The 25,313-nt window shown below is 62.5% G+C and carries 12 protein-coding genes and 1 pseudogene; 6 read left to right on the plus strand and 7 right to left on the minus strand.

Features of this window, described 5'->3' with window-relative positions:
* The first annotated feature begins 341 nt into the window (after nucleotides 1-341).
* From EDE12_RS17610 to EDE12_RS17620, 3 genes are all read left to right on the plus strand, one after another.
* A complete protein-coding gene (locus EDE12_RS17610) occupies nucleotides 342-1,340 on the plus strand; it encodes an efflux RND transporter periplasmic adaptor subunit (protein WP_245275738.1) in 999 nt (332 codons plus the stop codon).
* Between the two features lie 28 nt (nucleotides 1,341-1,368).
* A complete protein-coding gene (locus EDE12_RS17615) occupies nucleotides 1,369-4,617 on the plus strand; it encodes an efflux RND transporter permease subunit (RefSeq protein WP_026598347.1) in 3,249 nt (1,082 codons plus the stop codon).
* Between the two features lie 155 nt (nucleotides 4,618-4,772).
* Nucleotides 4,773-6,932 (plus strand): carbohydrate porin, encoded by a 2,160-nt coding sequence (locus EDE12_RS17620; RefSeq protein ID WP_245275739.1) that lies wholly within the window; start codon nucleotides 4,773-4,775, stop codon nucleotides 6,930-6,932.
* Between the two features lie 462 nt (nucleotides 6,933-7,394).
* Here the strand turns inward: EDE12_RS17620 and EDE12_RS17630 are convergent.
* The 3 genes and pseudogenes from EDE12_RS17630 to EDE12_RS17640 all read right to left on the minus strand — a co-directional run.
* Nucleotides 7,395-7,629 (minus strand): annotated as a pseudogene (locus EDE12_RS17630) (transposase); the annotation flags it as partial.
* 61 nt (nucleotides 7,630-7,690) lie between these two features.
* Nucleotides 7,691-9,073 (minus strand): nicotinate phosphoribosyltransferase, encoded by a 1,383-nt coding sequence (locus EDE12_RS17635; RefSeq protein ID WP_026598349.1) that lies wholly within the window; start codon nucleotides 9,071-9,073, stop codon nucleotides 7,691-7,693.
* 60 nt (nucleotides 9,074-9,133) lie between these two features.
* On the minus strand, nucleotides 9,134-10,213 hold the full coding sequence (locus tag EDE12_RS17640) for a bifunctional nicotinamide-nucleotide adenylyltransferase/Nudix hydroxylase (RefSeq protein WP_026598350.1): 1,080 nt from the start codon (nucleotides 10,211-10,213) through the stop codon (nucleotides 9,134-9,136).
* Nucleotides 10,214-10,466: 253 nt separating this feature from the next.
* Between EDE12_RS17640 and EDE12_RS17645 the strand changes: the two genes are divergently transcribed.
* The 3 genes from EDE12_RS17645 (at nucleotide 10,467) to EDE12_RS17655 (ending at nucleotide 18,810) form a co-directional block, all read left to right on the plus strand.
* Nucleotides 10,467-11,093 (plus strand): helix-turn-helix domain-containing protein, encoded by a 627-nt coding sequence (locus EDE12_RS17645; protein ID WP_026598351.1) that lies wholly within the window; start codon nucleotides 10,467-10,469, stop codon nucleotides 11,091-11,093.
* A 113-nt stretch (nucleotides 11,094-11,206) separates the two neighbouring features.
* A complete protein-coding gene (locus EDE12_RS17650; protein ID WP_084768466.1) occupies nucleotides 11,207-11,719 on the plus strand; it encodes an RES family NAD+ phosphorylase in 513 nt (170 codons plus the stop codon).
* Between the two features lie 260 nt (nucleotides 11,720-11,979).
* The gene (locus tag EDE12_RS17655) at nucleotides 11,980-18,810 is read left to right on the plus strand and encodes a filamentous hemagglutinin N-terminal domain-containing protein (RefSeq protein WP_026598353.1); all 6,831 of its coding nucleotides are present in this window, start codon (nucleotides 11,980-11,982) and stop codon (nucleotides 18,808-18,810) included.
* Nucleotides 18,811-18,897: 87 nt separating this feature from the next.
* Here EDE12_RS17655 and EDE12_RS17660 read toward each other — a convergent pair whose 3' ends face one another.
* From EDE12_RS17660 to EDE12_RS17675, 4 genes are all read right to left on the minus strand, one after another.
* Entirely contained in the window at nucleotides 18,898-20,328 is a 1,431-nt protein-coding gene (locus EDE12_RS17660) for a TolC family outer membrane protein (RefSeq protein ID WP_026598354.1), read from the minus strand.
* Nucleotides 20,325-21,206 (minus strand): efflux RND transporter periplasmic adaptor subunit, encoded by an 882-nt coding sequence (locus EDE12_RS17665; protein ID WP_245511943.1) that lies wholly within the window; start codon nucleotides 21,204-21,206, stop codon nucleotides 20,325-20,327. Before EDE12_RS17665 ends, EDE12_RS17660 begins: the two co-directional genes overlap by 4 nt.
* Nucleotides 21,175-23,091, minus strand: a complete 1,917-nt coding sequence (locus tag EDE12_RS17670; protein ID WP_245275740.1) for a prepilin peptidase — start codon at nucleotides 23,089-23,091, stop codon at nucleotides 21,175-21,177. The genes EDE12_RS17665 and EDE12_RS17670 overlap by 32 nt, the downstream gene beginning before the upstream one ends.
* A gap of 73 nt (nucleotides 23,092-23,164) precedes the next feature.
* The gene (locus EDE12_RS17675; RefSeq protein ID WP_024881768.1) at nucleotides 23,165-25,312 is read right to left on the minus strand and encodes a PqqD family protein; all 2,148 of its coding nucleotides are present in this window, start codon (nucleotides 25,310-25,312) and stop codon (nucleotides 23,165-23,167) included.
* Nucleotide 25,313 lies beyond the last annotated feature (1 nt).

Below are 25,313 nucleotides of genomic sequence, written 5' to 3' on the forward strand. Positions count from 1 at the left end.
GTGACTTCATAGTTAGGTAGTTCTCCTGCCGTCCAGGGTCTACTGTTATAAATCACAGTAGACCGATCGACTGCCGCGCCCCATAGAAAGACTGGGATGATTGGAATCGAGACATGCGCTCTCGGTCCCGAGAGACCGTTTCACAAGGCCGTCAAATGCGTCTGGGCAAAAAACTCATCGAGGGGAGCGCCTTCGCTGCGGCGGTCCTCGTCGCCCTCGCCCTCTCGAATTGGGCGTTCCGTCAACAAGACGACGGATATCCACGTCCGAAGGTGAGAGCTTCAGCCGAAACGGAAATCGGACTGAACGATAAACAGGCCGGCGCGCTCGAGATCGAAAAGGTGGACGAGCGCATTTTCGGCGAAGAACGACGAGCCGTCGGGAGCATCGATTTCAACCAGAACCGCCTCGTTCAGGTCTTCACGCCCTATCAGGGACGGATCATCGACGCCTATTTCAATATCGGAGACCGTGTCGAAAAGGATCAGGTCCTCTTCACCATCGATAGCCCGGACCTATTGCAGGCGGGGTCCAATCTGATCGCCGCGTCTGGCGTGCTCACGCTCCAGACGCGCTCGCTCAACCGTGTCAAGTCGCTGGTCAAGATCGGTGGCGTTTCGCAACAAGCGGTCGACCAGACGATCTCCGATCAGCAGACGGCCGAAGGTACTCTGAAGTCGGCGCGGGACGCGGTTCGCATCTTCGGCAAGACCGAGGAAGAGATCGACAAGATCGTCGCAGAGCGGCGCGCGGATCCGCGCCTCATCGTGAAGAGCCCGCTCGCTGGCTATGTCACGGCTCGGGCCGCGTCGCCGGGCCTCTTCGTCCAGCCCGGCGTCGCCCCGGCGCCTTATGCAGTCGCCGATACGTCGACCATGTGGATGCTGGCGAATGTCGTGGAGAGCGACGCCCCGCTGCTGCGTGTCGGACAGGACGTTCATGTCAGCGTCGCCGCTTATCCGGATCGAGAATTTCATGGAGCGATCACCGTGCTCGGACCCTCTGTCGATCCGACCACCCGGCGCATGTTCGTGCGCTCGGAGATCAAGGACCCCGATCATCTGCTTCGCGCCGGAATGTTCGCCGACTTCGTCATTCGCGTCGGGGCGTCGTTTCGCGCGCCGGCGGCTCCCGAAAGCGCAATCGTCCGCAAAAGCGACGGAACCATGACCGCTTGGATCACGCAGGATCGCCGACGCTTCAAGCAGAGGACAGTCAAGATCGGCTTGCGCCAGAACGGTTTCGACCAAATTGAGCAAGGCCTTTCCGTCGGCGAGCTCATCGTCTCGAAAGGCGCTGTCTTTCTCGACAACCTCGCCGCGATCGGCGCGGCTGAATAGCGCGCCGCTGATCGAACGAGGTTGCCCCGTGCTGAAATCCATTCTCGAATTCGGGCTGACGCGTCGCGCGGTCGTCGTTCTCGCGGTCGGCGTGTTCATTGTCGCCGGCGTGACAGCTTTTACGCGGCTCAATATAGAAGCCTACCCAAATCCGGCGCCCGTCATCCTCGAGATCACCGCGCAGGCGCCGGGCCTCTCCGCCGAGGAGATGGAAAAATATTATACTATGCCGATGGAGATCGCGCTCTACCCGACGCCGCGCGTGACGAACATTCGTTCGACCTCCTTCTACGGCCTGAGCTTCGTTCGCGTCACTTTCGAATATGGGACGGATTATCATTTCGCCTATGCGCAGGCGGCGATCGCGCTGCAGCAAGGCGCATCGCTTCCGAACAATGTCTCGCCCGTCATCCAGCAGTCGAGCCTCGTCGGCGAGATTTTCCGCTATCAGCTGGTCGGGCCGCCGCATTTCACCTTGACCGATCTTCGGACTGTTCAGGACTGGATCGCCACGCGGCGGCTGCTCACCATCCCTGGCGTCGTTCAGATCAATTCCTGGGGCGGTACGACGAAGCAGTTCGGCGTCGAGGTCGATCTCGGCAAGCTCGAGGCCTATAATGTCACCATTCCACAGGTCATCGCAGCTCTCGGCAACGCAAATGTCAATGTCGGCGGCCGGGAGATCGAGCTTGGCCAGCAATCGGTGAATATTCGCGGCGTTGGCCTCATCGACGACGGCGGCAATGACGATCTGACGAAAGGCTACCGAACGGACGACATCGAGAATGTCGTTCTCACGCAATCGAACGGCGTGCCGGTTCAAATCAAGGATGTCGCGAGGGTCACTGTCGGACATGTTCCGCGTCTCGGCATACTCGGACGCGACCACGACGACGACGTTGCTGCGGCGATCGTCGTCATGGGCCGCACGCAGCACACCAACGAGATTCTGCCGAAGGTCGCGGCCGAGGTCGAAAAAATCAACTCCGACGGGTCTCTTCCGCCCGGCGTGAAGCTCGTCCCTTTCTACGATCGCGGCTCGCTCGTCGCCGTCACCACGCATACTGTCCTTCACAATCTCGTGTTCGGTTGCCTGCTCGTGTTCTTCATCCAGTGGATTTTTCTCGGTGATCTGCGTAGCGCGATTATCGTCGGCGTGAATATTCCCTTCGCCCTGTTCTTCGCGATCATTCTGCTCGTGGCGCAGGGAGAGGACGCCAACCTCCTGTCGCTCGGGGCGGTCGATTTCGGAATCATCGTCGATTCCGCCGTCATCCTCGTCGAGAACATCTTTCGTAATTTCCAGGCGGATCGCCCGGCGCGAAATCGTCTCCTGCAACATCTCACGGAAGGCTTTTGGGGTCCCGATCCTACCGCGGCGACCGGTAGCCACGGCAGCGTGCGCCGCTGGACCAATCGGCTCCGGCTCATCTTCGTCAGCGCGCTACAGGTCGACAGTGCGGTCTTCTTCACGGCGGCGATCACGGTCACCGCTTTTCTACCCTTATTCACCATGACGGGCGTCGAAGGGCAGATCTTCGGACCGATGGCGAGAACCTACGCCTATGCGCTTGCAGGCGCTCTGCTCGCGACCTTCACCGTGACTCCCGTGCTCGCGTCGATCGTCCTTCCCACACGCGTCGCGGAGACAGAGACAATCATTGTTCGCCGGATGCGTGGAGCTTATACTCCGATGCTGCGATGGGCGCTCGACAATGTCGGGCTCGCAATCGGCGCCGGCGCGCTGTTCCTCGCGCTCGGTCTGTTTCTGGCGACACGTCTCGGTAGTGAATTCCTGCCCGCGCTCGAGGAGGGCAATTACTGGATTCGCGCCTCTCTCCCTTCAACCATGTCGCTCGAATCCGGCGTCGAATCGACCCGCAAAATGCGCGAGATTCTTATGCGCCATCCCGAGATCATCACGGTCGTGACGCAACATGGGCGTCCCGACAATGGCAGCGACGCGTCGGCCTTCTCGGACGTGCAGATTTTTGCGCCGTTGAAACCGTTCGATGAATGGCCGCGCGGTTTCACGAAAGAAAAGCTCACGGCGGAGCTCCAGAAGGAGTTCGAAGAAGAGCTGCCGGGCGTCGTCTTCGGCTTTTCGCAGTATATTCAGGATAATGTCGACGAAGCCCTGTCTGGCGTGAAGGGCGCCAATTCGGTGAAAGTCGTCGGCTCGGATCTCGTGACTCTCGAAAAGCTGGCCGAGAAGGTGCGCGAGCAGATCCGAACCGTCGCTGGCGTCGAGGATCTCGAGCTTCTCCACACGCTCGGGCAGCCCAATCTCAATATCAAAGTCGACCGTCAGCGCGCGGCGCGCTACGGACTCAACTCGGGTGACGTCAATACGATCGTGCAAGCCGCGATGGGCGGAACGAACGCAACGACCGTGCTCGAGGGCGATAGGCAGTTCGCGGTCGTTGTGCGCCTCGCCCCGCAATATCGGACGACGCTCGCTGCGATCGGAGACATCAAGGTCGGCTATACGCCTCCGGGAAGCATGACGAACGCCTATGTTCCGCTGCGCGAGCTCGCGGCCATTTCCCTCGATACCGGCGCATCTTTCATCTATCGTGAACGGAGCCGCCGCTACGTCCCACTGAAATTCAACATCCGTGGCCGCGATCTCGCCTCGACTGTGGCGGAGGCCCAGGCGAAGGTCGCGAACGCAGTCGCGCTTCCGCCAGGCTATCAAATTCTCTGGGCCGGCGAATTCGGCAATCTGCAACAGGCCAAGACGCGCCTCGCCATCGTCGTGCCTTTGTCCTTCCTGCTCATCTTCTCGCTTCTCTACAGTCTGTTCAATTCACTTCGCGACAGCCTGCTGGCGCTCGCGGGCATTCCCTTCGCGATCGTTGGCGGCGTGATCGCCCTCTATGTCTCCGGTGAGAACTTCAGCGTCTCGGCGGCGATCGGCTTCATTTCCCTGTTCGGCGTCGCCGTGATGGACGGAATATTGAACATCACTTATTTCCGAGAGCTGACGATCCAGGGGATGGAATTCCGAGAAGCGATTTTCCATGGCGCGGAGCAACGCATGAGGCCGCTGCTGATGACCGCGTTATCGGCGGGCGTCGGCCTCTTTCCCGCCGCCGTTTCGAATGGCATCGGCTCACAGGTACAGCGGCCATTGGCGACTGTCGTCGTCGGCGGCATGCTGCTCGGACCGATCATGCTGCTCGTCGTCGCGCCGGCGCTTCGTCAGAAGTTCTCGAGGGCTTATCATCCAGCGAAGGAGTCTCGAAATGTCGACGAAACGCGTCTCGACGCTTAGCAGGCGAAATTCCGCGGCGATCGTCTCTCTGGCTCACGTCCAAAAATCTCGGGCCGAAGGCGATCGATCCAGTTTGATACGACGCTTCGTATGATTTCACTCTTGGACTCGAGAGAGAGCATCGCAGCTGTGTCGTGAAAAATGAGTCTTCTTCGATGAAAACGACAATGCGCTATTCGACGGCTGGAATCGTTATCACTGCGATGCTGAGCGCGGTCGGACCCGCTGGCGCCGCCGATGCGCGGACTGCCGTTCCTCCGGCCTTCTGCTGGGCAGGCTTCTATTTCGGCGTCAGTCTCGGGGCAGGAGTTCCGTTGCATCGGACCGAACGATTTCGATCCGTGAGTCCTGCGGACAGCAGTCTCTTCGACCTCTACCCGCAGGGTCGTGAGCGCCCCGGCGCAACTTTCGGCGCGCAGGCTGGCTACAATTGGCAATATGGAAATTGGGTCTATGGGATCGAAACTGAACTGAGCTTTCTCGATGGCCGACGCGGTCCGATCGGAACTTTTCCTGCGCCCCCGGTCTATTTGCTCCGGGGAGTCGGCTCCTACACGCTGACCGCAGATCCGAGCGGCGCCTATTTTGGGAGTTTACGTGGAAGGCTCGGTTTTGCGGTCGACCGAATGCTTTTCTACGCCACTGGAGGCGTGGCGAGCGGCGGCTGGCGTGGGGCTTCCACACTGACACTCAATGGCGGCGCGCCGGGCAATGTGTTCACGAGCGGTCTCTCGGCTTCGTCGCGAACGAAATATCTCTTTGGCGCTGGCGTCGAGTACGCCCTCGCCCCGAACTGGTCAGCCCGCGCCGAATATTTGTTCCTGAATCAATCGCACAACAGCGAGGTCTTCGACAATGGGAGTGCTTTCGATTACGCCTCCCAAAGGTGGGCGGAAAGCCACATCCTACGCTTTGGCATGAGCTATCGATTCGGAGATATGAACCTCACCGCAGAGCCGGACGAGCATTCGATTTCCGCCGACGAACGGGATGATCCGAAAGCGAACAAAAAGTCGAAGAAGAAATCAGCTGGCTCGGAACGTGAGAAGGACGAAAAACCGGCGGATACTCCCGAGCAATATAGCGTGCACGGTCAAATTACCGGCGTCGTGCAAGGCTATCCGAAATTCCGCGCCCTTTATTCGGGAACCAATAGCTTGGCCCCGTCCGGCGGTCAGGCGCGCGCCACCGTATCTGCGACCGCTTTCCTCGGCTTGCGTTTGTGGCAAGGAGGCGAAGTCTACGTCGATCCGGAGATAGACGAGGGCTATGGCCTCAGCAGCACGCTCGGTATCGCCGGCTTTCCCAGCGCCGAAGCCTATAAGGTCGGCCATGCGCGACCGTATTTGCGTTTCCAGAAATATTTTCTGCGCCAGACAATCGGCCTTGGTGGAGAGAGTGAGAAAATCGAGGCGGGCCAAAATCAGCTAGCCAACTCGGTCGACACGAACCGTCTCACACTCACAATCGGCAAATATTCCGTTGTGGATATCTTCGACGACAACAAATACGCTCACGATGGCCGAAGTGGATTTCTGAACTGGTCTGTCCTCGACATGGGCGCCTTCGACTACGCCGCCGACTCCTGGGGCTATACGCATGGGGCGACGGCGGAGTGGAAGCAGGACTGGTGGACGGCGCGCGCCGGTGTTTTTCAGACATCCCTCATTCCCAATGGCGAGGCGATCGAGCCCGCGCTTTTTCGTCAATTCATGCCCGTCGTCGAATTCGAGGCGCGCCATTCGCTGCTCCTTGGTCAGGAAGCCAAGATCAAATTCTTAGGTTACGGCGACTTGGCGTATCTCGGAAAATATGACGAGGCTGTGGCTCTCGGCTTGCTCTCCGGAAATACGCCGGACATTACGGCCGATCGAAAAAAGCGCTTCAAGGCGGGCGCCGGCTTGAACATTGAACAGCCTCTCGCGGATGATCTGGGCTTGTTCCTTCGCGCGAGCATGGCGAACGGCCGATATGAGTCGATGGAGTTCACCGAGATCGAACGATCGCTCTCCGCGGGCGCGGTGCTCACGGGAGGCGGATGGGGTCGTTCCAAGGATGCGATCGGCGTCGCCGGCGTCGTAAACGGAATATCAGGTAGCCACATCCGCTATCTGGCGAACGGAGGATCGGGCATTCTGCTCGGCGATGGCGCGCTCGCTTATGACGGCGAACACATTTTGGAAACATACTACAAATTCAATATCCAGGACGGGGTTCATCTCACCGCCAACTATCAGTTCGTGCATAATCCCGCTTATAACCGCGATCGCGGATCCGTTTCAATCTTCGCTGTGCGCCTTCATGGAGAGTTCTGAGGCGGCGACGCTGACCCGATCGTGCGTCGCGCGCCTCGACAGGCAAAAAGACAAGCTCGCGGTTTGGCTCGATCAGCTCGATACACGGATGCATCGAAACAAGGTGATCGTCGCCTTGGCCAATAAGATCGCCCGAATGGCTTGGGCAGTGCTCACGCGGACGGGCAATCTCTACGAGCGGGTCGATCCGGCGCACGTCTGATCGGGCGCTCGGCAGCAGTTGCCGGGGGAGAAGGAATGATGTCGGAGCAGGCGATCCACGCATCGTAAGCTCGATCAAAAAAACGGGCTCCCGAGCCCGTACCATTTAGTGGGAACGATGCGCGCGAATCTCATCATGACCTGGCCGCAACAGCGGCCCACTCGCGAGAGGCCGGATTCATTTACGCTAACTGCGTCCGACCGCAGTCCAGACGACCCTTGCAATGCCGGGGCGGACCATACATAATTTTGCCAGGAGTTCGCCGCCGCATCGAGCATCTGATCGGCCAAGAGTTTCTTCAGACGCGCGTTTTCCTCCCAGCGCCTTCAGCCGCTTGGCCTCGGAAATGTCCATCCCGCCGAACTTGGCCTTCCAATTGTAGAGCGTCGTCTCCGAAACCGCGTATTTGCACGCGAGGTCCGCCGCCTTCGCGCCGGCTTCCTGCTCCCGCAAAATCCCGATGATCTGCTCTTCCGTGAACCGTTTCTTCTTCATCGTATCCGTCTTGCAATCGGCCGGACTCTAATCGATGCTGGTGGGATTTTTCAGGGGCACGTCACCAGGAGCGACGACGAACATCCTCGAGGCGTTCGTCACGAATCAAATAGCCGTCGACGAAAACCTCCTCGAGCAGATTCTCCTCGCCGTCCCGACGCTGCTCCGCGCGAATGGTGCGCGGCGCGCCGTCCCTGTGAACCAGCGCGAGGCGGCCTTTTTTCGAGGCTTTGCCAGGATCGCCGATCGGCTGCTTGAACACGTCGATCCACTCACCGCCGATGCGGATGGCGCTCGTCTTCATCGCGAATTTGAGCGTGTCCCGATCGAGCTTCTGCAGCAGCGCGCCGCCCATGCCGAACGCGATATTGTCCGCAGCGAAACCTTTCGCGCGCAGATTGGCGAGGATCGCCATGATCGAGCTTTCATCGACGCCGTCGCCCTGAATCACGCGGACACAATTCGGCAAAAGGCGGAACCCTTTGCTATTGGTTCTGGCGCCGAATTTCTCGGCGAGGATTTCGACGATCTCCACCGGAGTCGTCGTCGGATCGCCGGAGTCGGGCCGCACGACCAGCGTTCCGCCCGTTTCGCGAACCTGCGAGGCGAGGCTGCCGCCCCAAATCTCCGCCGTCGCGCGATAGACGTCATAGCTGTCGGAGACGACCGCGACGACCTTTCCCGGCCCGCCGAAATTGCGCAGCATATTGGCGTAGGCGTCTGTCTCGCGCTCGCGGCCCCATGAGGTGATCGTCGAATGCTCGGCGGCCGGGATCGAGAAGCCGGCCATGGGCTCGTGGTAGATGCGCCGCGCCAGGGCGAGCGCCGCGAGCGTGTCGGTGCCGCGAAAATTGACCAGATGGGCGAGGCCGCCGATCGAAGCGCTCTCGCTGCTCGATGCCCCGCGCGCCCCGAAATCATGCAAAGCGAAAACCAACCGCTCCTGCGGCGCGTCCGAAGTCTCACGCCAGGCGGCGTCGATGATCTTCTTCAAATGCCAGGAGCGCGTCGCCACCGTCGTCGGATACCAGACGGCCCGCAAAAGCGCGGTCTCGAGATAGGAGACGATCCACGGAACGCGCGGGTCCGTGTTGACGATCTGCACGAGCGCATTTCCGGTCGACAGCACGCTGCCCTCGCGAACCGCCTCGATACGCACGGGCATATGGCCGCCATGGGCGTTCAGCACATGGTCCCAGCCGGCGCGATTGAAAGGCTCGCCATGCGCGAGCAGCATCTCCTCCGCCTCGTCTATGTCGGCGCGCGTGATCGGCTGCGTCAGCACATCCTTCAGATAGATCTGCAAGCCGAAGAACAGGCTCTGCGCAAAGGCGCCGCCGCGCGACTCGATATAGCTCGAGACGAATTCCGTCCCGGGTGGATATTGAAGAAAATGGCTGGCCTTGTAGCTGTCGGCGTCGAGAATTCTGCTGATGCGAGTCATGTCTGGAATCTCCTCCAGCGCGAAACCGGCGCCCGGACTCCCCGGACGCCAAAGTAAAAATCAGTCGATCAACGCGCCCGTCATCTCGCGGATGATGGCGGCGTGGTCCTCGAAAAACTGGTCGGCGCTCAGACGGCCGAGCTCATGCCAGCATGCGCTCGCCGCATCGTCGTCACCGCGCACCGAGAACATCGGCTTGCGCGCCGGAAGGTCGAAGAGAAAGGCCTGGGTCACGACGCGGCCGCGCTCGGAGCGGTCGGGATGGTCGAATAGCCGCGTCTTGGTCTCGTCGATGAAGGAGGCGAGCATGGCCGGAGGGATTTCTCCCTTCTGGTCGGAGATTTTGGTCTCCTCCTTCAATTCCCGCACAGCCGCGTCGCGAAAGCTCTCATTGGGATCGACATGGCCGCCGGGCAGGGCGAGCAGCCCGGCGCCGGGACGGCGAGCGCGCTCCACCAGGAGAATATGGCCCGACTGAACGACGACCGCATCGACGCAATTGATGAAGACAGGGTAGGGCGTCTTGCCCCAGGCGGCCTTGTAATCGCGATAGAACTCCGTCTCCCCGACCAGCCATTTGAAGGCGTCGGTCAGCATGAAGCGGGTGAGAAACTCGCTGGTCTCCGCGGGACAGAGCGGCGCGTCGGGAATGCGCGGCGCGCGGCGCAGATAATCCTCGCGCAGATCGGTCGAATTGAGCGTGCCATGCTGCGTCCGCACATCGACCGCGTCCCAATTGGGGAACATGCGCAGATAATAGGAGGACTTGTCCTTGCTGTGGCCGATGAGGCCAACCGAAGCGCGTTCCGAGCCGCCGTCCGCGGCTATGGCCTCGTCGACGCTGCGCTGGACATGGGCGATCCACGCGCGATCATTGTAGAGAAAATCTGGCAGCGGCCGAACGAGAATGCGATCGGGCGCAGCCTCGATCGCGCCACGGGCGGCCAGGATCGTGTCGCGCCGCTCCTCATAGGTGAAAGGGTTGCGCGGCGACCGCGCCGCATTCGACGAGCCGACCAGCACGATGAGCTTGCGCCCGGCGGCGAGCGCCTGGCGTATGACATGGAGATGGCCATTGTGAAGGGGCTGAAAACGCCCGATGAACACGAGATAATCGTGCTTTTGCGCCGATGCGCTCATATTCAGGTCTCCCCTGAAAGATTTGCTGTCTTGGACTCCCCGAGACATGCCCAACCTAGCGAAGACTAGGGCGACGGTCAATGGCCTTGTCGCGACCATCGTCTCGACTCGATGGTCGCGCGGCAAAGCGACGGAGCAGCTCTGGAGAACGAATTCCGTCGCGGGCGCATCGTCGGTTCGGTCGCTGTCGGCCGCGCCTCGGTTGACCACGTATGCACTGCGCTATATTCTCCTGAGGACAACCGAGGCGCCGATGAAAGCTCCATCTTCGCACGAGACCGCCTTCCGCGACGCCGCGAGCGCCGACCCTTTGCGCGAGGCGTTTCTCCGTCGCTCCATGGACACCATCACGCGGATTGCCGCGCATGCCGATCTGAAAATACTCTCCGAAGCGCTCGCCGCCTCCACAGGTTTCGGCGCCCTCGCGCGCGTGCTGGCGGACGCCGCGACCGCCGAAGCCTCGCTTGTCGATCTAGACCCGCTCGCCCCGCTCGTGGCGCGGAATGCGGAACATCGCGTCCAGATCCTCGAAGCCGCTGGAGGCACGCTTTCCTCGACCGAGGTCGCGCAACAGCTCGGAGTCAGCCGGCAGGCGATCGAAAAGCGCCGTCGCGCCAATACGCTGCTGGCCGTGCGCATGGGCGGCGATTGGCGCTATCCGCGTTGCCAGTTCGACGAGGCCAAGGGGACGGTCGTCGCCGGCCTGCCGAAGCTTCTCGACGTCTTCGCCAAAGCCGGTCCCTGGGTCGCGATGGATTTTCTGTTGGCGCCCGACGATGCTCTCGGAGGCGAGACGCCGATGCAGAGGCTGCGGCGCGAGGGACTGACCCCGGAGCTGGAACGACTCGCCCGGATCGAACAAGGCGACGGCTTCGCGTGAGCCCGGGCCGAGGCCCTTCGGGCGTCGCAACTTTCCCACCAGCCGCTCTCGCCACTGCGGCGCTTCCGATCGAGGTTTTGCCCGGTCGGACGGAGCTCCACCGCGTGCATCGGATGGAGCATCAGCCGATCTTCTTCGGTCCGGGTCCGGGAGCGCCGCCGACCTATCGTTTCGATAGCGCTTCCGGCTCATTTGGCGTGCTTTATGTCGCATTTCGCTTCGCCGGCGCGCTGGTCGAAACATTGCTGCGCAATCCACACAGGAAAATGATCGCTCAAGCCGACATCGAAGCGCGTGCTTCGAGCGTCCTGCGCTGTCGGAGCGCGCTGCGTATCGTTCAATTGCACGGCGCCGGGCTACAGATTCTCGGCCTCGACAATTCCATCTCGACCGGACCTTATGCGCCTTGCGGCGCCTGGGCCGACGCGCTGTGGGCGCATCCTGACGCGCCGGACGGACTCGCCTTCCGTTCCCGACACGACCCCGACCAGCTATGCCTAGCGATTTTCGAGAGGGCAGGGGCCTCCTTCGAGGTCGAACCAGCCGTGCGGCTCGTCGACCAGCTTCCAGAGGTCGCCAATATAATCGGCGCATACGGAAAATCGCTCGCGCCGACGCCGCTCTGACAAAGAATGGGCAAAGCCAGACCGTCTTTGCCAAGCAGGCGACGCCTCTTGTCGAACCGACCGGCGTGGCATCCATCTGATTGCCGGACTGTCGCCCACCGGGCCAGCCCTAAATTTGCCCACAACGCCCCGTTTTCGAGCACTACTTATCCGGCATCATAATATATTTCGTTTACATAACATAAGCATGGCACGGAGCGTCGGCGCCGCCTTACCGCGACGACCGATGCATGGGTTCCGTCCGCAAAAAGGGCAGATCGATGCGTTTCAGCCGCAATGTGGGACGGAAGACGGAATCATGGGCGGCTGTCTCGACGTCGATATCATCGCAGCGGCATCGCGCCGATCTGCTCGCTCTGCGCGGCGCTTTTTCCACCATGACGGCCATCGCCGCCGTTCTCGCCCTGCCGCGTTTCGCCCTGGCCAACCCGACGGGCGGCGTCGTCGTAGACGGCGCGGCGACCATCGCTTCGGCTGGCAGCGTCACCAATATCACGCAGGCGACCAATCGCGCTATCATCAACTGGCAGGGCTTCTCCATCGGCGCCGGGGAAACGGTCAATTTCCTTCAGCCGACGGCCACGTCGGTGACGCTCAACCGTGTCGTCGGCAATGAACAGAGCGTCATCTCCGGCGCGCTGAACGCCAATGGGCGCGTGTTCCTCGTCAATTCCGCCGGCATCCTTTTCGGCAAGGACGCCCAGGTGAATGTCGGCGGCCTCGTCGCCTCGACGCTCGATATCTCCAACTCGAACTTCATGGCCGGGAACTACGTCTTTTCCGGCTCATCGAACGCCGCCGTCGTCAATCAGGGCAAGATCAAAGCGAGCGAAGGCGGCTATGTCGCATTGCTCGGCAAGACCGTCTCGAACGAGGGGACGATCACCGCGAAGCTCGGGACGATCGCGCTCGCTTCCGGCGAGCAGATCACGCTGAATTTCGGTGGCGATTCTCTCGTCGATGTGACGATCGACAAAGGGACCTATGACGCTCTCGTCCAGAACAAGGGGCTGATAAAAGCCAATGGCGGCCAGGTCGTGCTGACCGCGAAAGCGGCCGACGATTTGCTCTCGGCGCAGGTCAACAATAGCGGGATCATCAAGGCGCGAACGCTCGCCGATCTGACCGGCGGCTCGTCGTCGAGCGGCGGTTCGGTGAAGGTCGGAAGGATCAAGCTGCTCGCTTCGGGCGGAACGGTGAATGTGTCCGGCAAGCTCGACGCCTCGGCGCGCAAGGGCGGCGACGGCGGAACGATCGAGACCTCCGGCAATAAGGTGACGGTTGCCGATAGCGCCGTCGTGACGACCGCCTCGACGAGCGGGGCGACAGGAAGCTGGATCATCGATCCGGACGGCTTCACGATCGGCATAGGCGGCGACATCACCGGCGCGGCGCTGACGAGCCAGCTCGCTTCGAACAATGTCACGATCCAGTCGACGAGCGGACACGGCGCCGACGGCAATATCTATGTCAATGACGCCGTCAGCTGGTCGGGCAACAGACTGACGCTGACCGCGACGAATAATGTCTTCATCGACGCTGTGATGACGGCGACGGGGACAGCTTCCTTCGCCGCCAATTATGGCGTCGGAACCAATGCCGACGGCACGCCCAAAGGGCTCTATGCCTATCAGGGCGCGACCAATGGCGTCTTCGCCGGAAGGCTCGATTTTTCCAGCGCCGGGACGTTCACGCTCAATGGCGCCAATTACACGGTCATCACCACTGTCGCCGGATTGGACGCCGTCAAAAACGACTTGGCCGGCAATTATGTGCTCGGCGCCGATCTCAGCGGCTTGAGAGCGCGCAATTGGAGCGGCCCGATCGGCGCCACGACCGCCTTCACCGGCAATTTCAACGGTCTCGGCCACTCGGTCATCTCGGCCCAGCTGACCGGCTCGGGCTTGTTCGGAACGATCGGCGCCGGAGGTCTGGTCAGCAATTTCGCCGTCGCATCGGCGTCGCTCAGCGCGGGAACGACGAGCAGCGCCGCGGCCGGCCTGCTCGCCAATGTCAACCAGGGCTCCATCGTCAACAGTTTCTCCAGCGGAAACGTGGTTCCACGGGCCGCGGCCAATCCGACAGTGACGATCGACAGCGTCGGCGGTCTCGTCGGCGTCAACTCGGGCCTCATCGCTCAGAGCTATTCGCTGGCCAATGTGGCGATAACGAGCGTCGGCGGCGGCTTGGTCGGGACGAACGAGGCCAGCGGCCGGATCATCGACAGCTCGGCGCGGGCGTTGAATCTCTCGACCAACACGCAGCTGCTCACCAATACCGCTTTCGGCGTCTCCAACCTTTCTTATGTCGGCGGTCTCGTCGGGGTGAACGCCGGAAAGATCGATCGATCCTATGCAGGCAATCAGATAAGGCTATCCAGCGCCGATACGACGTCGATCGCGGGCGGATTCGTCGGCAAGAACACGGGAACGATCGATCAGTCCTATTCCTATATGGAATATGCCGCTACGGGAAACTTCTACAGCGCGGGGCCTCGTCTCGCGGGCTTCGTCGGGCAAAACACCGGGACGATCACCAACGCCTATACGACGTCGCTCAATGGAACCAACGCATCGTCCAATTGGAGCGCCGCCTTCGCCTATCAGAACTCCGGGACGATCAGCAACGCCTATGCGACCTCCTATTCGGTCGGTGGCGCGCAGCCGCAATATGGTTTCGTCGCGGACAACACCGGCGGCGCGATCACCAACGCCTATTGGTATTCGAGCGGTTCCCCGGTAACCGACAGTTCCGCAGCAAAGAGTCTGACCGCCGCTGAGGCGCCCAGCTTCGCGAGCTACGCGGGTTTCGACGCCGCCATTTGGGCGGCTTCGAAATCCGGCTATCCCATTCTCGCAAATCTTCTGATCTACGTCAGCACAAGCACCATCCCCACCTATGGCGTCGCCACTTCGACGATAAGCACGCTGTCGCTGTCGGTGCTGGGCTTGCAGGGAGGCGGAGGGTCAGGCTTTTCGAAGGATGACGTGTCCTCGACGACCCTCAATCCCTTCACCGTCGCGACCAGCAATGGCTATGTCGACGCAGGCATGCAGGCCGCCTCGAGCGTGTTGTCATCGGTCTATAAGAACGTCAAGGGCACGGTCACGGTCAATCCGAAAGCGCTGACGATCTCTGGCGTCGTCGCCGACAAGGTCTATGACGGAACCACCTCGGCCACGCTGAACAGCGGCGTAGCGAACAGCGGGCTCATCGGTCTCATCGGCGATCAGACGCTGAATGTCGCCTATACGTCGGCGGCTTTCGCCGACAAGAACGCCGCCGTCGGCAAGACGGTGAACCTCGCCTATACCGCGGCGGACGGCGCCAATGGCGGCAAAGCGAGCAATTACACGATCGCCAACACGACCACGGCGACAATCGGGCCAAAGCCGATCAGCGCCGCCGCCACTGGCGTGGACAAGGTCTATGACGGCGCGACAGTCGACGCCATATCTTATCAGCTGCCCGGCAAGGTCGCGGGCGACAATCTGTCCCTCTCTTATTCGATGGCGCAATTTGCCGACAAAAATGTCGGCCAGAGCAAGGCGGTCGCCGTTTCCGGGCTGGCGCTGACAGGGACCGACAGCGACAATTATATTCTGCAAAACGCGTCTCTTACGACCACCGCCAATATCACGCCTTTGGCGCTCAGCCTCTACGGGACCAAGTCGGCGGATGGGAGTGTCAGCATCGGCGCCGGCAATCTCGCTGCGATGAATGTGGTGGCGGGCGATTCGGTGAGCCTCGGCGGCTCCGCCAAAATAGCCGGCTCCGCCGCGGGCGTTCAGTCGATCACCGACGTGACCGCGCTGACCGTCAACAACCCCAATTACACTGTGGTCGGCAGCGTTGGATCGGTCGTCGTCGGTAATCAGAGTCTCGCTCTCGATCATGTGGCGAGCGGCGCCGCCACAATTGCGACCTCCGGCAATACGACGACGATCACGCAAACGACGAATTCGGCGATCATCGACTGGTTCCGCTTCTCGATCGCGGCGGGCGAGACCGTCAATTTCGTCCAGCCTTCTGTGACCTCCGTCGTCCTCAATCGCGTGACCGGCAATGAGAAGAGCGTGATCGCCGGCGCTCTCAACGCCAATGGCCGCGTCTTCATTCTCAATTCCGCCGGCGTGCTGTTCACGGCGGGGTCCAGCGTCAATGTCGGCGCGCTCGTCGCCAGCACGCTGAGCATCAGCGACGCCAATTTCAATGCGGGCAATTATCTCTTCGTCGCCTCGAGCGGCTCCGGCTCGGTGGTGGCGGCCGGCGACATCGTCATCGTCGACGGCGGCTTTGCGGCGCTGGCGAGCAATAATGGCGTCGATCAATCGGGAACGCTGACGGCGCGCGGCGGTAAGGTCCTGCTGGCGTCGGCGAACACGCTGAGCCTGACGCTGAGCACCGCCGCCAGCGGATTGAGCAGCTATATCGTCGGCAATCTGGCGGGCAAGACCAATGTCAATGGCGCCGTCAATGTTGCAGCGGCGAGCGGCAATGGCGGACTGCTCGAGACGGCCGGCGGCAGCGTCGTCACGGGAAACAGTTTCGCGCTGAACACAGGGGTCAATGGCTCCTGGTCGTGGAGCCAGCCGGACATCATCGTCGGCGCCGGCGGGACTTTCAGCGGTCAGTTCGTCAATGGAAATCTCGCGACGCGCAATTTCGCCCTCAATGCGATCGGCGGCAGCGTCACTCTGAACGACGCCGTGAGCTGGTCGTCGAACAATTCGCTGACGCTCTCGGCGACCAATAATATCAACGTCAATGCGCCGGTCGCCACCACTGCGGATCGCGGCGCGCTGACGCTGAATGCGGGCGCGGACATCTACATCAATGACGCCGTGTCGCTGTCTGGCGCCCATGGCGCGCTGGCGATGAGCTATGGCGGCGACTATCACATCCGCAGCAAGGCCAGCTACGCAGGCGCGACGCTCGACGCCAACGGCAGTCCTATCGCCGTGAAGGATACGAGCGGCGGCGTCTATGGATCGATCAGCCTTCCGGGTGACACCGCCACTCTCGCGATCAACGGGCAGAGCTACACGCTCATCCATTCGATGGACCAGCTCGCTGCGTTGGACGACGCCACCGGCACGGCCAGCGGAAAATTCGCACTTGCGACAAACCTCGACGCTTCGCAGTGGAGCGCCGCCCATCTCGGCGCGGCTTCGGTCGTCTCGGCGATCTCTGGGACCTTCGCGGGTCTCGGCCACAGCATCGGCAATCTGACTCTGAAAGCGCCGAGCACGTCATCCGATCCCATGGGACTGATCGGCCGGGCGGGAGCGGACGGCAGCGCCTCCACCATTCGCGATGTGGGAATCGTGAATGTCGACATCAGCAGCGCATCCTCCTCCAGCGGAGGGGGAGCGCTATTGGGAACCGGCAATCTGGTGACGCTCGCTCAAGTCTACAGCACGGGGTCGATAGCCATTGCAGGTGGAGGTCTGGCTGGAGGAGTGACCGGCTCGAACGTGACCTACGCCTATTCGGATGCAAAGGTGTCGGGAGGCGGCGGCGGCTTGTTGGGAAGCGCCGGGAGCTATTTCAATACAGGCTCGACAATCTCGCATTCGCATGCGACCGGCGACGTGGACAAGGGTGGAGGAGGGCTGGTCGGCGGCGCGACCGCCACGACGATCGACTATTCCTACGCGACCGGCAATGTGAACGGCAATGACGCCGGCAGCGGCAATGGCGGCCTCATCGGCTACGCCACGACCATCGGCACAAATTCATTGAAGGTCACGAATTCTTTCGCGACCGGCAATGTGCGCGGCGGATATAATATCGGCGGACTTATCGGACAGATAAGCGGAAGCGCGCAGTCTGCAGGCGGCGATGTCATTATCGACAACACTTATGCGACCGGCAATGTGACGAGCAATTTTCCGGACGACGCGCCGCTTATCAACGGAACCGGCGGATTGATCGGAATGGTGAGCACGACAGGCGCGGGCGTAGGTATTCTCATCACCAATTCTTACGCGACCGGCGATGTGACCGGCACAGGCGCCAAAAATACCGGCGAATCCATCGGAGGCCTCGTCGGATATATATCGACTGGCGCAAGGGGCGGCGTGAGCACCATCGCCAATTCCTATGCGACCGGCAATGTCTCGACGACGGCTGGATGGTACGCAGGCGGATTGCTCGGCAGCTCTCAATCGACGAAAGCCGTCAACATCGACAAATCCTATGCGACGGGCGATGTGACCGGCGGGACCATCGCGACAGGAGGCCTCGCCGGAACCAGCGCCGGCGCCATCACCAATTCCTACGCGACGGGGAATGTCACGACGAGCGGCATTCAAGCCGGAGGACTCGTCGGATTCAACAGCGGAAATATTACTGGCTCATCGGCTTCCGGGGCGGTCACGGGGACCGGGGCCAGCACTTGGACCGGTGGGCTGGCCGGTCGCAACACAGGCGCTATCGCAGATTCATATTCACAGGGTCTCGTGCGAGGTCCTGAGGGCCTCACCGGAGGAATCTCTGGTGTTTCCTACTCGAGCGGGAGCTCCGCCGGCTCCATCACGAACAGCTTTTACGACTCCGAAAGCAACCCCGGCTTGGCGATGACGAATACGCCCGACGGCCGCTCGGCCGGCGCCGTTACCGGGGGCGGCGGATTGACGAATGCGCAGATCAAGGACGTCCCCTATTACATCAATGGAACGATCGGCAAAGTGTTGGCGGATCGGGCCGCCGCAGCAGCACAACTCGCGCAAACGCGGCAGGCGGCGACGAGCGCCGGCAATGTGGTCTCCAGAGAAGCGAGGGCGTCGTCTTCGAATGGCGCCGAGGCGTCGCGCGCCACCGCGGGCAGGGCGGCGGTAGCCGCGGCTGCCTCGGCCGATATCGACGATAATATGCAGGGTGGCGAGGCGTCGCAGACTCCGCTACCGGCTCCCCGCATGCGCGCGTCGCACGTTGCGGCGACGTCCAGCCGAGCGGCCCACAAGGTTCATGCGTCCTCGCCGGGCGCCGGCTACCGTGCGCGCATCCGCAGCATCGAGGTAGACGGCCAGCATTTCGATCTCGGCACGGACGGCAAGAACAACGCTTCGGAGCCCAAGGCGCGATAATGCTTCCCGTATCAGAAGCGTCGCTCCTCAAAATGAAGATCAGCGCGACGCTGACGACGCAGCTCGCCTCGAACAATCATTCTGGATTCACGGAATCGAAGGCGACGCGACAGCCTCCGGCGTGTCCAGGCCGATCCAAAGCTCTCGTATCTGCTCCAGATTTTTCGCCGGGTCATATCGGTCGACGTCGAGATTCAAGCTCTCGGCGGATAGGCCGCCGATCCCGGCGAGAACGGAGCAGGAGGCGACGACGCGATCGTGCTGCGCCGAGACCATTTTCACCCGAGCGTCGAATAGCGCCTGCTGCGCATTCAGCACATCGAGAAGCGTTCTTTGGCCGAATTCCGCCTCGTTGCGAATTTGCTGGAGAGCCCTCTCCGAGGATCTCACCACCGTTCCGCCGTAATGCAGCGCCGCATTTGCGGTCGCAAGACGGCTGTAGCTCGCGGCGAGCTTGGCGCGAACAGCGCTGCGCTGAGCCGAGACATGCACCTGCGCCTGACCGAGCTGCTGCTTGGCCTGCCTGACCGCGGAATATTCGGCGCCGCCATCGTACAATGGAACATTGAGCGTTCCCGTCACCTGCGCCGAAAACTGCCGCGTGCCGGGATAGCCGAGATAGGAATCATATTGCTGGAAGACTTGCCCGCCTACGGAAAGCGACGGCATGAGCGCGCCCTCGGCGACCTTCACCGTCATCGTCGCGACATCCACTTGATGAAGCGACGAGATCACCTGCGGATGCGCGGCGACGGCCCGTTCGACAGCCTGCTCGGCCGTCGTCGGCAGATCACGCTCGCAGCCTTTCGCAGGCTCGAGCCGCACGGGCGCATGGCCGATCACCTCCCTATATTCGACGACGCTCGCCCGCAAGGATTCGCGCGCCCCGACATGGTCGGCCTCGGCTTGCGCCAGCGCCGCTTCCGCCTGCGCGACATCGGCGATCGTCGCCATTCCCATTTCGGCCCGATCGCGCGCCACGCGCAGCTGCTCCATGAGAACCGCGCGATTGTGCTTGCGCAGACCGAGCGCCGCAGTGTCGCGCAGCACATCCATATAGACGGTCGCCGCATGCAGCAGCACTTCCTGCTCCGCGGCCGACAGAATCGCGCGCGCCGCGAGCACGCCGGACTCGGCCTGACGCATGGAATTATCCGAACGCCAGCCGTCGAACACCGTCAATGACAGATTCAGCGTGCCGCTGCGCGGATGGCCGAAATTCTCATCATCGGTGTAGAGGCGGTTCCTCAGCTGATCGCGGCCGCCCGGTTGACGGACGCTCGACTTTTGCGGCCCCGCGCTGAAGGACGCGCCAGCCTTCGGCCGATGCCCCGCCGCAGCTTTGGACACGTCCTCATCGCGAATCCGCACGACCGCGCGTTGTTCCTCGAGGTCCGGATTATTGGCGTAGGCCGAAGCCAGAGCGCTCTTCAACGTCTCCGAATGGCTCTCTTGCGCCGCGAGCGCCAGGAAGCACGATATGAATGCGCAAAGACGCTGCGCGCGCGCCGCGTTCATTGCGCGTCCCTCTCACGCGCCGCCTCGTCGAAATCGAGCTTGCAGCGTTGGCCGCCCGGCAGCCGATTGTCCGGATTCGGCAAGAGAAGGCGAACGCCGAATGTCGCGCTCGCCGGATCGAATACGCGATCGATCACCGAGACCGTCGCGAGATGACTCCCGCCGACGGGCTCGTCCGGCGACACCATGACGGCCTCGCCGATCTTGATCTTCGGATACATCGCCACCGGCAGGAACGCCTCGACATGCAGCGGATCGAGATGCACGACGCTCATTATGAAAGTGTCCTGATGGACGAACTCGCCCGGCGACAGCTTGCGCTCGCCGATCACCCCCGCGATAGGGCTGCGAATGGTCCTCTGCTCGAGCAGGGCGCGAGAGCGCTCGACCTCGAGCTCGGCGAGCCGCAATTCGACCTTCTCACGCGCCAGATCTTCTTCCGCGACGCGCGTATCCGCCCTCTGCTCGTCGAATTTGTCCCGCGTGAAGCTGTTGCGCGCGAGCAGCTCTCGCGCTCGGCCCATGCGCGCTCGGCTGAGCGTCAGCCGCGCGGCCTGAGCCTCGACGCGCGCTGCGCTCGCAGCGCGGGCTCTATTCAATTCGAGCGTCGCGGCTTCGACGCTCGATTCCAGCCGGGCGACCACTTGGCCCGCGACGACGACGTCTCCGCGATCGACGAGCACTTCGGACACCAATCCCGCAGTCGGGCTGCCGAGCTTGACCGTCATCGTCGGATCGATGACGCAATCGATCCGACGATTTTCGGCTCGCCCCGCGCTGGCCGACGAAGCGCTGCACATCGCCAGAGCGGCAGCGATGACGGTTCGCGCGATCGACGTTCGGGGATTATTCGGCTTTTCCTGTGAAGGCGAGCGCATGATCGAGAGTCTCGTCTCTATCCAATAATTCGCGACGCATATGAGCATGAAGCCGCTCCGCGCGACGCTGCGCAGCGCGAAGAGCGAAACGCGCAGGCCATGACCAGCCGGCTCGAATCATTACGTACATTAAGTACCGTTCGAAGGGTAAAACGTTGGTGTCCGTCAGGCCGTCCTCGAGCGATAAGAACGATTGGAAGCAACCCGGCTGCCCTTGCCGCGCGCATCGTCCGGCGAGCTGCCGATCGACTCTGCGCGCGTCGTGGAGCTCCGACATTATGACGTGCAATCCGCCCAATTCGCTCACATCGTCGTCGAGCTTGATGTCGGTCCCGCGGCCAGCCATGTTCGTCGCGACGGTGATGCGGCCGCGCCGCCCGGCGGCGGCCACGATCTCCGCCTCGGCGGCGTCCTGCGCGGCGTTGAGAACGACATGCGCCAAATCCGCCGCAGCGAGACTTTCGCTCGCTCTGCGCGACGAAGCGACGGACCTTGCGCCGAGCAGAACCGGCGCGCCCCGCCGATGATGCTCCGCGATCGTCTCCACAATGGCGCGCCATTTTTCCGACTCTGTCGCGACAATGCGATCTCGAAGCAGCTCGCGTCGCGAGGGCTTGTTGCTCGGCACGCGCGCGACGGCGAGCCGATAGACGCTCCAGAGCTCGCCCGCGACCTCGGCGGCCGTGCCCGTCATTCCAGCGAGCCGCTGATAGCGTCGGAAGAAGCGCTGATAGGTCATTCTGGCGATCGTGGCGCGCACGCCCGAGATCGCGCATCCTTCCTTGACCTCGATCATCTGATGGAGCCCATCGCTCCAGAAGCGGTCGGCCATGACGCGTCCGGTATGCTCGTCCACGATCTCCACCTTCCCGCCGCGCACGATATAATGCTCGTCGCGGTGGAAGAGGCGCATCGCCGTGATCGCCTGAACCGCCCATTCCTCGCGCTGCGCCGTCATGCGCCAACGGCTTCCGAGCGGCTGCGCGAATTCGGCGAGCAGCGCGCGGCCTGCGGCGGTCAGCTCGACCCGACGCTCGTCGAGACGGAGCAGAAAATCACGCCCCTCGCTCATCCGCTCCGCGATCTCGAGCGCTCGAACGAAATCCTCCTGCTCGGATGTCGATGGCAGTTCTCGCGAGAGAATGAGCGGCGTGCGCGCCTCGTCGATGAGTATGCTGTCCGCCTCATCGACGATCGCAAAATGAAGGCCTCGCAACAAGAGATCGCGCCCCTGCGTCGCCGGAGCGGCGAGAGTCTCGAATTTGCGCCGAAGATCGCCGCTCCTCCGCCCGAGCGCCAAACGATCGCGCAAATAGTCGAAGGCGAGGGTCTTATTCGTGCAATAAGCGATGTCGCAGGCGTAGGCCGCCATTTTTTGCTCGGGCGCCATCTCCTGCGTGACGACGCCGACGCGCAGTCCGAGAAACTCGTAAAGCGGCCGCATCAGATCGGCGTCGCGGCGCGCGAGATAGTCATTTACGGTGACGACATGGGTCGGGACTCCGGCCAGCGCCGCGGTCGCAGCCGCCAATGTCGCCGTGAGCGTCTTGCCTTCGCCCGTGTCCATCTCGGCGACCATCCCGCCGAGGAGAATATCGCCGCCGATCAGCTGCACGTCGAAATGTCGCATTCCCAGCACGCGATCCGAAACCTCGCGGATCACCGCGAAAGCTTCCGCGATCGCCTTCGGGTCGCGCGCGCGACAGCGATACAGCGTTTCGCGCAGCGCTCGGCCACGCAGGCGCAGCTCGGCGTCGGACAGCGCGCGCAGCTCCGCCTCATGCTGGGCGACACGTTCCACAATGCCGCCGGCGCCGCGCCCCGCGAGCCATCCGATCGCCGGCGCAAATCGCGCCACCGCCGCTTCCGCCATGCGTTCGAGCACACCGGATCGGGGCCAGCGGCGCTCGGGATAGATCCGCGGTCGCGGCAGGGGAGGGCGCGCCTGCGCCGGCGCGTCAGACACCGAACTGCCTCAACAGCAATTGGCGCGCGGCGCGCCAGAGGCGCCAGGCGACCGGCTCGGCGCCGTGATCGAAACGCACATAGACACGCTCGCCTATGTTCATCCGCTCCTCTTGCGGCGCGACATGAAGGTCGAGATGGAACTGCGTTTCGAGCGCGCGCGGCGCATCGGTCTTGGTCGGATCGATCGCAATGTCGCCGCCGCCGCGCTTGCTGAGCGCGAGACTCGGCAATTCGTCCAGGGCCGCCGGCGCCTCGCGCGCGACGACGGCGGGAATCACGCGATCGACGCGGCCGACGAAGCGGATCTCCACCTTCATCGTTCGGCTGCGCGCGAGATCAATGTCCGATTGCGGAACCACGACGCGCACGACCGGGTCGCCTTCCGCGATGACATAGCCGAGAAGATCGCCCTTCTTCAGAAATTTTCCGGGAAGATCCGATGCGCGCGGCAAGATGAGACGGCCGGAATTCTCGGCAAGGATCGAAAGATCGGCCATGCGTCGCCGGTTCAGCGCCAAGGCTCCTTCGAGGCGACGCAGCTCCTCGCGAAAAATATTGGCCTGCACGAGATCGGAGTTGGCGACGGCTTCGAGCCGCAGGCGATAGGCCTCCGTCTGCGCCTCCAGCACAGCGGTCTCGCCGGCGAGGGTCGGGTCCGCCAGCGTCGCGACGCGGGTTCCGGCTTCGACATAGAGATCCTCGGCGAGAAGCGCGTCGATCACCTCGCCGTCGGCGCGCACGCGAAGCGTGGACTTCTCCGGGGCGACGACGACGCCCTGGGCCATGGTCGCATAAGGGACGGGAACAATAGTGGCGAGGACGACGAGCGCCGCCGTCGCCAGACCGGAGACGAGGATCGCTCGTCCGCGCACGCTCCGCAGCTGCGGATCGGTGAGGAGGCGATTGAAGCCCTTCGCGAGCGGCAGCGCGACGCCGGTCACGATTCCCCAGAGCGCGAGCAGAATGCCGAGGATGAAGAATCGCGAGCCGATGAAGAGCGCGATGCCGAAGGTCACTGTCATGCGGTAGAGGAAGGAGGCCGCCGCATAGGCGAGAAGCCAGCGCGCCTCGCCCGGCGAGGTCGCCGGCGATGGAAGATGCGCGAGGCCGAAAGCGTAACGCTGCAGCAGATAGAGCGCATAGGCGTTGGCGCGCGCGCCGAGATTGGGAATCTCGATCAGATCGGCGAGAATATAATAGCCGTCGAACCGCAGCAGCGGATTGCCGTTGACGAGCAATGTCGAGGCGCTGCCGATCAGCATGACGTCGAACGCAGCGGCCCGCACGAAACCTTTCTCGACGAGCGCCCACACCATCATCGCCACGGCCGCGAGGAACATTTCGACCATGATTCCCGCCGCGCCGACGATGATCCGGCGCCGCTTTTCCTGAAATGCGGCCGAGGCGGAGGCGTCGACATAGGGGACCGGCATCAGCACGAGCAGCATGACGCCGAGCTCGTGGACCTCGCCGCCCCAGCGCGCCGTCGCCATGCCATGACCGATCTCATGCAGCGCTTTGACGAGCGGATAGACCAGCAGCAGAAGAACGATGTTCTCCGAGGACAGGACGCGATCGGCGACATTATGCGTGAGCGCGGTCCATCGCATGCCGGCGAGCGCGAGCCCGATGGCGATCGTCGCGAGCCAGAAGCCGAAGCCCCACCAGCTGAACAAGAGTCTGCCGAGCGGCGCCGTCGCGGCGAGGAAGCGCTCGGGATCGATCAGCGGAATGCGGATCGCCAGCGGATTGCGAATATTCTGCACGAAGCTTCGGCGACTGTGCCGATCCGCCCGATGCGCCAATTCTTCCATGTCCGGCGGAACGTCGCCGATCAGCAGATCCGCGGCGTGGACCTGGGCGAGAAGACGAATGGTTTCGTCCTGCGTCGGCTGATCGTCGCCATAGCGCTCGCCCATCATCTCCCAAATCTGGTCGATGGTGCGGCGACCGTCCATCAGGCAGACGATATGATGCGCCAAAGGCGAGAGCCGGTGAAACTGCCCATTCTGCCGATCCTGCAGAACGTACCACAGCTGGCCTCTATGGCGCTGGCGATGGATTCGCGCATGCGAGCGCAATCGCGGCTTGAGGTCGGCGACGCGATACCAGGAGGAGCTGCGCAGCGGCGCGACCATG

It is taken from the genome of Methylosinus sp. sav-2, assembly GCF_004366495.1.
In the GTDB taxonomy this organism is placed as follows: Bacteria; Pseudomonadota; Alphaproteobacteria; order Rhizobiales; family Beijerinckiaceae; genus Methylosinus.

What these genes read in the sequence shown, in the direction of transcription:
- EDE12_RS17620 (WP_245275739.1), top strand. Translation starts at nt 4,773, where the DNA reads ATGAAAACGACAATGCGCTATTCGACGGCTGGAATCGTTATCACTGCG.
- EDE12_RS17635 (WP_026598349.1), bottom strand. Translation starts at nt 9,073, where the DNA reads ATGACTCGCATCAGCAGAATTCTCGACGCCGACAGCTACAAGGCCAGC.
- EDE12_RS17640 (WP_026598350.1), bottom strand. Translation starts at nt 10,213, where the DNA reads ATGAGCGCATCGGCGCAAAAGCACGATTATCTCGTGTTCATCGGGCGT.
- EDE12_RS17645 (WP_026598351.1), top strand. Translation starts at nt 10,467, where the DNA reads ATGAAAGCTCCATCTTCGCACGAGACCGCCTTCCGCGACGCCGCGAGC.
- EDE12_RS17650 (WP_084768466.1), top strand. Translation starts at nt 11,207, where the DNA reads ATGGAGCATCAGCCGATCTTCTTCGGTCCGGGTCCGGGAGCGCCGCCG.
- EDE12_RS17655 (WP_026598353.1), top strand. Translation starts at nt 11,980, where the DNA reads ATGCGTTTCAGCCGCAATGTGGGACGGAAGACGGAATCATGGGCGGCT.
- EDE12_RS17660 (WP_026598354.1), bottom strand. Translation starts at nt 20,328, where the DNA reads ATGAACGCGGCGCGCGCGCAGCGTCTTTGCGCATTCATATCGTGCTTC.
- EDE12_RS17665 (WP_245511943.1), bottom strand. Translation starts at nt 21,206, where the DNA reads ATGCGCTCGCCTTCACAGGAAAAGCCGAATAATCCCCGAACGTCGATC.
- EDE12_RS17675 (WP_024881768.1), bottom strand. Translation starts at nt 25,312, where the DNA reads ATGGTCGCGCCGCTGCGCAGCTCCTCCTGGTATCGCGTCGCCGACCTC.